Source organism: Luteibacter sp. P4_D7_3, assembly GCF_056401735.1.
In genome coordinates this window covers 1-9,469 of record NZ_JBFUIT010000141.1, presented here as the reverse complement: position 1 = coordinate 9,469, position 9,469 = coordinate 1, and the positions used below count along the sequence as shown (strand labels likewise).

At 65.7% G+C, this 9,469-nt stretch carries 9 protein-coding genes; all 9 read right to left on the bottom strand.

What is annotated here, in order from left to right:
• A partial coding sequence (locus AC1DSN_RS13130; protein WP_477331051.1) for a YhdP family phospholipid transporter occupies positions 1-2,852 on the bottom strand: 2,852 nt, incomplete at its 3' end.
• Positions 2,853-2,879: 27 nt separating this feature from the next.
• Entirely contained in the window at positions 2,880-4,367 is a 1,488-nt protein-coding gene (rng, locus tag AC1DSN_RS13125; protein ID WP_063573120.1) for a ribonuclease G, read from the bottom strand.
• Positions 4,368-4,421: 54 nt separating this feature from the next.
• Positions 4,422-4,979: a Maf family protein gene (locus tag AC1DSN_RS13120; RefSeq protein WP_477294767.1), complete on the bottom strand. Its 558-nt coding sequence runs from the start codon at positions 4,977-4,979 to the stop codon at positions 4,422-4,424.
• 10 nt (positions 4,980-4,989) lie between these two features.
• Positions 4,990-5,460, bottom strand: coding sequence for a 23S rRNA (pseudouridine(1915)-N(3))-methyltransferase RlmH (gene rlmH, locus AC1DSN_RS13115; protein WP_477331049.1), 471 nt, complete (start codon positions 5,458-5,460; stop codon positions 4,990-4,992).
• Between the two features lie 7 nt (positions 5,461-5,467).
• A complete protein-coding gene (rsfS, locus tag AC1DSN_RS13110) occupies positions 5,468-5,860 on the bottom strand; it encodes a ribosome silencing factor (protein ID WP_063573123.1) in 393 nt (130 codons plus the stop codon).
• A 196-nt stretch (positions 5,861-6,056) separates the two neighbouring features.
• The gene (nadD, locus tag AC1DSN_RS13105; RefSeq protein WP_477294771.1) at positions 6,057-6,698 is read right to left on the bottom strand and encodes a nicotinate-nucleotide adenylyltransferase; all 642 of its coding nucleotides are present in this window, start codon (positions 6,696-6,698) and stop codon (positions 6,057-6,059) included.
• Entirely contained in the window at positions 6,695-7,705 is a 1,011-nt protein-coding gene (gene holA / locus AC1DSN_RS13100; RefSeq protein WP_477294774.1) for a DNA polymerase III subunit delta, read from the bottom strand. The genes nadD and holA overlap by 4 nt, the downstream gene beginning before the upstream one ends.
• A 12-nt stretch (positions 7,706-7,717) precedes the next feature.
• The gene (locus tag AC1DSN_RS13095; RefSeq protein ID WP_477294776.1) at positions 7,718-8,266 is read right to left on the bottom strand and encodes an LPS-assembly lipoprotein LptE; all 549 of its coding nucleotides are present in this window, start codon (positions 8,264-8,266) and stop codon (positions 7,718-7,720) included.
• A gap of 2 nt (positions 8,267-8,268) precedes the next feature.
• Positions 8,269-9,469: class I tRNA ligase family protein (locus AC1DSN_RS13090; protein ID WP_477331047.1), on the bottom strand; the 1,201-nt coding region annotated here is incomplete at its 5' end.

Genomic DNA, 9,469 nt, shown 5'->3' with positions numbered 1-9,469 from the left:
GTGATACCGCGACGACGCAGCTCGTCATTGGGTACGTTGAGCTGCCCGGCCATGGCGTCGCTGTCGACACGTAGCGAAAGGTCCTGCAGACCCGGACGCGCAACGATGTGCATGTTGGAAAAATGCTGGCCGAAGACTTCGCCATCGTCGGTGACGAGATCCAGTCCGCTAAGGCCCGGACCACTGCCGCCGCTGGCAGACATGCCGACCACGTATTGCACCCATCCGGAAACGTCGAGTTTCGACGCGTGTCCGCCGATGAGGTAGCCCTGCGCCGGCATAGCCGTGGGAACGGCCGCACCCAGATTGAAGGCGGCGGCGATCGGCACTTTGTCGGTAGGCAGGCGGAGGCGTCCGCGTACGACATCACCCAGGGCGAGGTCGAGTCGCGCACCATCGACAGGCAAGCCAACGCGCAGCGACAACGGCTCGGCAAGAGGCGCCGGCTTCTTGACCGGCGTGGGCAGCAGAAGCTCCACGCCACGCAGATCCGAATCGACCGTCAACGCCTGCGCCGTCGTGTCACCCTGCCCCGTTCGGGACAGTACATAGCCGAGGCGGAAGTTGCCGCGACCTTTCGCGGTATCGCCGATCCACTTCAGATTCTCGTAGTCGGCGACCAACTCGCTCACGGCGAACGCGCCGGTAACGGACGCATCGATGATCTTCGCCGGGTCGCCGGTCGCGCCGCCGATGGCCAGATCGAGATCGGCCGGCTGGCCATGGAAGGAGGTCTTCAGGTCGGTGGCCTTGAAGCCCTTCGCGTCGAAGCTCATCGGCCCGGTGATTTTGTCCAGGCGCAACTTCCACTCGTTAGCGACGAGGTCGGCGTCCTTCAGCGTGGCCTTGCCGTCCAGCGTCACGTCGTGCGCGTTGCCCAATGGCAGCAGCATGTTGAAGCCGAACTCACCCGTGCCACCCAGTTTCAGCTTGTCGATGGACTCGCGACTGTTGCTGGCAATGGGGCTGTTCTTGATGAAGTCCAGATAGCTGCCTCCGGTCCCCGCGCCACTCACTTTCAGGTCGAGGATGCCATTGGCGAAGTCGGGAATGGCGGCGGTCGCCGAGCTGACCGCATTGCCGAGCGAGTGGCCTTCGGTCGCCTCGACATACATGCCATTGTCGATGAAGGTGGCTACGGCCGAGAGGCCTTCGGCGCGCGGCCAGCCCGTGCCGTAGTCGAGCACGGTGTCGTCGATGACGGCACGACCTTCGAAGCGGCCTTCCTGGTTGCGGAACGGCCAGTCGCGGAGGTTGCCACGCACCACCGCCGAACCGCTTTCGATGTGTCCGGAGACAAGGCCGCGGTTGAGCCAGTTCTGCGAACCTTCCGACATGGTATGAGGCCAGAACAGCTTGGCCGCCGGCACGTCGCCCGGTCCGAGGGCGACGTACATATCCATGAAGGGACCGGTGTCGGCGCCGGGAACGACGAACTCGCCGCGTGCCTGGCCGCCGAAACCTTCGCCCTGGAAATCCAGCGGATCGACGCCGATGTGCCAGTCGTCGCCGTCCTTGTAGGCAGCCATGTCGCCGCCGAGCATGGACATCACGAAGGGCTTGCGGAACACGCCGGTGAAATCGAGCGTCGTAGCCTGCCTGGGCAGGCTGAGCGCCAGCGCCTGGTCGTCGCCGTATACCTCGCCATCGAGCCTGGACACGCCCGGCAGCTTGCCGATCGCGTCGATACCCAGGCCGACGAAGGTTGCATGGACGAAGCGGAGACCGTCGACGGAATCCCAATCGGCATGGACATCGCCGAGGCGGCCGCGTGGTCGTCCGGCCGAGAGCCAGCGAGCGAGTGCCGGGGACACCTGCGGCGCGAGCCCGGCCCAGGGCAGCAGCGGCCCGAGCTCGATCTTTCGCGCGACGACCGTGCCGTTACTGCGATCGCCCTGCGTATGCGTCACGAGGGCGAGATCGCCACCGTCGGCGCCTGCCCAATCGACGCGTTGGCCATCGGCAGTGCGATGCATGTCGACAATGCCATGCAGGCCCGGCGTACTTACCGTGCGCGCCGGACCACGTACCGCGAGCTCATCGAAATCGACGCGCGACGTGGCGCGCACGACGTGTCCGTCGCGCCAGTCGAGCCATGATTCGAAACCACCCTTGCCACCGGCCAACGCATAGCCTCCGGCATTGAAATCCGCCGTCAGTGCGGCCAGGTCCAGGTCGGCGCCCTTGACGTAGACGCGACCATTGGAGCCGTCGGCAGCGAAGCGCCCCGCCGCGGTCAACAGGCCACTGACGTTTTCGCGGCGCAAGCTGCCACCGACACGAACCGCCTGCCCCTGAAGGCTGATGCGCAGCTGGTCGGCAATGAGTCCGTAGCTGCGGTGAGTGGTGTCGTCGGCGATTTCAAGGCGGAGGTTGCTGAGCCAGAGGTCCGCGGAGAGGTTGCCGAAGGAAACTTTCTGCGTACCGCCACCGGCGCCAAAGCCATCGACACTCCAGCGGCCATCGACGGCACGATGCAGGCCCATGCGCATGTCGCGCAGGCGCAGGTTGAGCAGGTGCCGCGACGGCAGCACGAAGGCACCGAAGTCGAGCTTTACCGCCGCCTGCGGCAGACGCAGCGCATCACCGCCTTCGGTCGGGGCAATGGTCACATCGCGCATCACGAACAGCGGGCCCGACGGCCGCCAGAAACCTTCGAGCGAGCCGAAGCGCACCGGCTTGCCCAGCTTCTTGCTGAGCAGTGCGGCGACACGGTCGGGATAGTGCGCGGCCAGCGGCAACAACAGCTGGCCGACCGCCATCACCAGGGCAAGCGCCACCAGCACACTTGCGACCAGACCCAGAAGGAAGAACCGCAGGCGTCGTGCGCGATGGCGCCAGCCGGGACTCACCGGCCCACGTTCCGGCAGGCGCCGGCGTCAGAGAAGCACGACATCGAACTGTTCCTGCGAGTAATGCTCTTCCGCCTGGAAGCGGATGCTCTTGGCGATGAACTCCTCGAGTTCGGCCACGGCAGCGGACTCTTCCTCGAGAATGCGACCGACGACTTTCGGGCTCGCCATGACCAGCAATTTCTGCGCATTGAACTGGCGCACGGCGCGGGTGATTTCGCGGAATATCTCGTAGATCACCGTTTCCGCGGTTTTCAGTGCACCGCGACCGCTGCACGCCGGGCACGGCTCGCAGAGCTGGCGTTCGAGGCTTTCGGTAGTGCGCTTGCGGGTCATCTCGACCAGCCCCAGTGCCGACATTGGATACACCGTGGTCTTGGCGTGGTCCTTCTGCAGGCCCTTCTCGAGCATGCGCAACACCTGCCGCTTGTGCTCGTCGTCCACCATGTCGATGAAATCGATGATGATGATGCCGCCCAGGTTGCGCAGCCGTAACTGGCGCGCCGCGGCCTGCGCCGCCTCGAGATTCGTGCGGTAAACGGTTTCTTCGAGATTGCGGCTGCCGAGGTAGCCACCCGTGTTCACATCGACGGTCGTCATCGCTTCGGTCTGGTCAACGATGAGGTAACCGCCGGACTTCAGCGGCACCTCCTTGCGCAGGGCGCGCTGGATTTCGTCCTCCACGCCGTAGAGATCGAAGATCGGACGCTCGCCCGCATAATGTTCGATACGGTCGGACAGCACCGGCATGAACTTCTGCACGAATTTGACGGTTTTCTCGTAGGTTTCGCGTGAATCGACACGCACCTTCTCGATGCCGTCGTTGAGCGAATCGCGTAGCGAACGCAGCGGCAACGAGAGTTCCTCGTAAACGCGCTCGCCCATCTTCGCCTTCTGGATGTTCTCCTGGACCACGCGCCAGACCTTGCTCAGGTAGGTCACGTCGAACGCGAGCGATTCCTCGGACTGCCCTTCCGCGTTGGTACGAACGATGTAACCCAGCGGGTTCTCGCCGATCAGCGGCGTAATGATGTCTTTCAGTCGCTGCCGCTCGGACTCTTCCTCGATCCGCACGGAAACGCCCAGCGTGCGCGAATGCGGCAGCAGCACGAGATAGCGGGAGGGAATGGAGAGGTGCGTGGACAGACGCGCACCCTTGCTGCCGATCGGATCCTTGACGACCTGGACCACGATTTCCTGGCCTTCGTGGACGAGTTCGCTGATCGGCGGCACGGGACCGTGACCGTTCGACTTGCCATCGACAGGCGCATCGGTCGGCGGAAGTGGCGCCCGGACGATATCGGAAGCATGCAGGAATGCGGCGCGATCGAGACCGATCTCGACGAACACCGCCTGCATGCCGGGCATGACGCGCTGCACGCGACCCTTGTACACATTGCCGACGTAGCCGCGCTTCGATGCGCGCTCGACGTGGACCTCCTGCAGCATGCCATTTTCGACAACGGCCACCCGCGTCTCACGCGGTGTGACATTGATCAGGATTTCCTCGCTCACACCAGCCCCTATCCTTAAGTCATCGCGCTTTATAGCCCGCGCGCCGACAACATGTCACTGACTCCTGAGGAGTCGGGAAGTTTCGTGGAGCGGCAGGCCCATGACGCCCGAATAGCTGCCGGAAAGGTGTTCGATGAAGGCCGCCGCGCGACCCTGGATGGCGTAGGCCCCAGCTTTACCGAAGCATTCGCCGCTGGCTACATAGTCGTCGATCTGGGCCGCGCCGAGTGGGGCGAATCGCACGATGGACACCGAAAGTGCATCGCGCTCGCCTTTTTCGTCGATCAGCCAGACCGCCGAGACCACCTGGTGCTCGCGGCCGGACAGGCGGTGCAGCATCGATGCCGCGTCGGCCGCGTCGCGCGGTTTGCCGAAAACCTCATCGCCCAGTATYACCTCGGTGTCCGCACCGATCACGCGGACTCCCGCTTCGGCCGAGACCAGGGCGTAGCCCGCGCGGGCCTTGTCCAGGGCTACCCGGGCAACGTACGCCTCGGGCGCTTCGCCGGGCCGCCGGATCTCTTCCACATCGACGTCGAGCACGCGCGGCGCTTCACCGATCTGGCCAAGGAGTTCCCGCCGGCGCGGCGATTGCGAAGCCAGGTAAAGCACGGCGTGTCCTTCAGGCGCGATGGTAGGGATGACCGGCCACCAGGGTGGTAGCGCGATACAACTGCTCGGCGAGCACGAGACGCACGAGCATGTGTGGCAGGGTCAGCGGCCCCAGCGACCAGCGCTGGTCGGCGCGGGCGAGGACATCGGGCGCGTGACCATCCGGTCCACCGATGAGGAACGCGACATCGCGACCGCCCATCCGCCACTGTTCGAGCTGCTGGCCCAGGTCTTCGCTGGACCATGTCTTGCCGCGACCGTCGAGTGCGACGACATGGATGTCGCGAGGCAAGGCCGTGAGAATGGCCGCGCCCTCGTCGAGCGTGGCCCGTGCGTCATCGCGACCCTTGCCACGAAGTCCGGGCTTGATCTCGATCAGTTCGAGGGGGAACTCATGCGACAGCCGCTTGCGGTACTCGGCGAAGCCTTCCGCCACCCAGGCCGGCATGCGCTCGCCGACCGCAATGAGTCGAGCCCGCATAGCGGGCTCAGTCGTTGGCGGCTTCGAAGCCGTCGTCGCCCACGGTCCACAGGCGCTCGAGGCCGTAGAACTCGCGGATGCGAGGCATCATCACGTGGACGATGATGTCGCCCAGGTCGACCAGCACCCATTCGGCTTCGGTCTGGCCTTCGACGCCGAGCGGCATCACACCCGCCTGCTTGGCGAACTTGATGACTTCGTCGGCAATCGACTTGACGTGACGGGCTGAGGTGCCCGACGCGATGAAAAGGATATCGGCGATGGAGGTCTTGCCACGAACGTCGATTTCGCGGACGTCCTTGGCCTTGAGGTCTTCGAGCGCGGCGACGACGCGCTGGCGCAGGAGCTCGTTACTGACGGCGGACTTGCCCTTGGCCTTGCGGGATGCGGTCGAACTCAAGATGCGAAAACCTCATGCGGCGGAATGCCGGCTTCGAGGGCAGTATAACCCCCGCTGGCGGCGGGCGCGTCAAATGCCTGGACAGGTATTCAGGGCCGGACGGCCTTGGGCTGAAGCATCGCCGCTGAAGCATCGCCGCTGAAGCGGCTCCCACAAGGAGCCTGCCGCAGACCTGTGGGAGCCGCTTCAGCGGCGATCAGCCCCTCAGGGCCCGATAAGGCGCCAGCAGGGCCTTATCCTCGAAACAGGCCGACGGCAGCAGAAACCGCGGCTCGTGGCCCGCCGCAAAGGCCTCACGAATGGCCGTGGCGGCGATATCCAGTGGGGTAATGGCGATGTCGACCACCGACCCGGCGGGTCCATGGACCCGCTCCGCACGGCGTCCCACGGTGAAATCAGCCAGCTCGCCCGACGGCGCATGGCTGACACCAGGACGCGTCAGCACCCCCACGTGGGCGAATTCGAACAGCTGTCGCCAGCGGTGCCAGGAAGCCAGCCCGACGAACGCATCCGCCCCGACAAGAAGCACCAACGGACGGTCCGGCCCGATATCCGCGCGCAGCGAGGCCAGCGTATCGACGGTGTACGAAGGGCCATCGCGGTCCAGCTCACGCGTATCGATGGTTAACCGGTCCTGGCCCGCGAGCGCCGCGCGCAACAGGGCAACACGACCTGAGGCATCGGCGACCGGGGCCGGCCGATGCGGCGGCGTGCGTGCCGGAACCATCCTGACTTCGGCGTCGAGCGCCTCGGCGGCTTCCCACGCGGCCCGCAGGTGGCCGTGATGGATCGGATCGAAGGTGCCGCCGAGGATGGCGAGCGGACGCGCCTGGTTCATCCGAAGGCGGCCGCGGCGCGGGGTTCGGCGATGGCGGCGATCAGTCGCTCGGCCTCGAGCCAGGGATTGCCCTGCTCGCGGCCCTTGGCCATGCGGTCGATCCGTGCGGCGCGCGCCAGGCACGACAGCCAGTGCTCACGAGGCGCACGACGCAAGGCCTTGCGAAACAATTGCTCGCGCGCGGGCCAGAGTCGTTCCACCTTGGCCTGCGCGGCGAAATCTCGTGCATTGGCCAGGCGTAGCGCCAACTGAAGTTGGTTGACCAGCCAACCCATCAGGGCGATGAGTTCGTCGCCCTCGGAGTGCAGGCCGGCCAGGATGCGCAGCGCGCGGCCACCCTCCCCGGCAAACGCCGCGTCGGTAAGCTTGAAGGCGTCAAAGCGGGCACTGTCGGCCACAAGGCCTTCCAGCGTCGCCGCGTCCAGGCGCTGGTCGCCCGCAAGCACCACCAGTTTGTCGATTTCCTGGGCGGCGGCCAGCAGGTTGCCTTCGACCCGCTCGGCCAGCATGGCGACGGCGTCGGGACTTGCCTTGACGCCCCGCGAGGTCAGTCGGGCGCCGACCCACTGTGTCCATTCGTTCGGGCGAGGTGCGTTGAACACCACCTGGATGCCGCCCGCGTCGACGTTCTTCGTCCACACCGCCTCGTGCTTGGTGCTCCACTCGGTCGCCGTGATCAGCAGGGTCGTATCCGGCGGTGGATTGGCAACGAATTCGCTGATCGCCGAACTACCGTCCTTGCCCGCTCGCCCGCCCGCGAGTCGCAGGTCCAGCAGCCGCTGGGTGGCGAACAGGGAAAGGCCAGCGGAGGAACGGGCTAGATCGTCCCAGTCGAAGCGGCTGTCCGCTTCGAGGACTTCGCGCTCGTTGTAGCCCAACCGCCGTGCCATGGCCCGCACGGCATCCGCCGCCTCGAGCACGAGCAATTCCTCGCCTGCCAGCAGGTACACCGGCGCCATCCGGTCGCCGGCGAGGTGCTTCTGCCATTGGCCGGGACTCATCGGCACGGTCAGGCTTCCTCAGGTACCGCTGGGCGTCGCCGGCGTCGCCGCGGCGGCCGGATGTGCCCCAGCGGCCTCGAGGCGGAACAGGATCGACTGGACCATGTCGCCGATCAGGCTGCGCTGCAGCTCTTCGGTCTGGCTGGCCGTACCGATGGTGTTGGTGGCGTCATAGCTGAACTCGCGGGACATGTCGACCGACTGCGGCGGAACGATGACCGTGCCGTCGCCCGCCCTCACGTTGAAGTCCACGTGGTAGCGCACCGCGTACTCGGTCACGCGTGCCGTGCCGCTCACGGTGAGCGAATCGGTACGGAAGGTGTTCGAGGTGATGGTCAGGTCAGCCGCGTCGACCGAGGCGTGGTCGACGATCTCCGCGTTCGAGTTCGTCAGCGCACGACCGAGCTCGCGCTGCAGCATGCCGCCCGATGCCACCGTGAGATGGATTTTCTTCATACCCGGCGGAAGAGCGGCCGTCTGTCGCAGATGGAAGCCGCATCCACTGACCAGCGCGACGAAGGCGAGGACCAGGGCGGTACGCAGCGAACGGGAGAGGTTCGGGCTCATGATTATCCTGCGACGATGTTGACGATCTTGCCGGGCACGACGATCACCTTGCGCACGGTCTGGCCTTCGAGCATGCGCGCCACGGTAGGCTCGGCGCGCGCCATCGCCTCGGCGTCTTCCTTCGACGCCGAAGCCGGCACCTCGATGGTAGCGCGAAGTTTGCCGTTGACCTGCACTGCATAGGTCAGCGAATCGCGAACCAGGGCCGTCGGATCGACCACCGGCCAGCCCGCATCCTCGACCAGGGTCTCCCCGTGGCCGAGCACCTGCCACAGCGCATGGGCGATGTGCGGGGTGAACGGATTGATCAGCTGGACGACCGCGGTGAACGCCTCCTGGCGCAGGGCGGCGCCCTTCGCACTGGCGTCGTCGAACTTCGCCAGCGCGTTCAACAGTTCCATCAGGGCCGCGATGGCCGTATTGAAGGACTGGCGGCGACCGATATCGTCGGTGACCTTCTGGATGGTTTCGTGGAGCTGGCGGCGCAGGGCCTTGCGCGCACCGTCGGCGGCAGCGTTGTCACCCTCTGCCTGGGCAGCCACATCGGCATGCGCCGACACGTCGCGCCACAGCCGGCGCAGGAAGCGGGCCATGCCTTCCACACCGGCCTCGTTCCATTCCAGCGACTGGTCCGGCGKCGCGGCGAACATGGAGAACAGGCGCACCGTGTCCGCGCCGTACTTGCCCACCATGGACTGCGGGTCGACACCGTTGTTCTTGGACTTGGCCATCTTCTCGATGCCACCAATTTCCACCGGCTTTCCGTCGCTACGCAGCACGGCGCCGACAATGCGCGCGCGTTCGTCGCGCTGCACGTCCACGTCGGCCGGATTGAACCAGGTGAGCGATCCGTTGGCTTCCTTCCGGAAGTAGGTTTCGGCGATCACCATGCCCTGGCAGAGCAGGTTCGTGGCCGGCTCGTCGCTGTTCACCAGCCCTTCGTCACGCATGAGCTTGTGATAGAAGCGGAAGTAAAGCAGGTGCAGGATCGCGTGCTCGATGCCACCGATGTACTGGTCGACCGGCATCCAGTAGTTGGCGCGCTCGTCCACCTGGGCATTCGCGCCCGGACTCGTGTAACGCGCGGCGTACCAACTCGACTCCATGAAGGTGTCGAAGGTATCCGTCTYGCGTTCACCCGGACCGCCGCAGGACGGGCACGTGGTCTTGCGCCACTCGGGATCGGCCTTGATCGGCGACTGC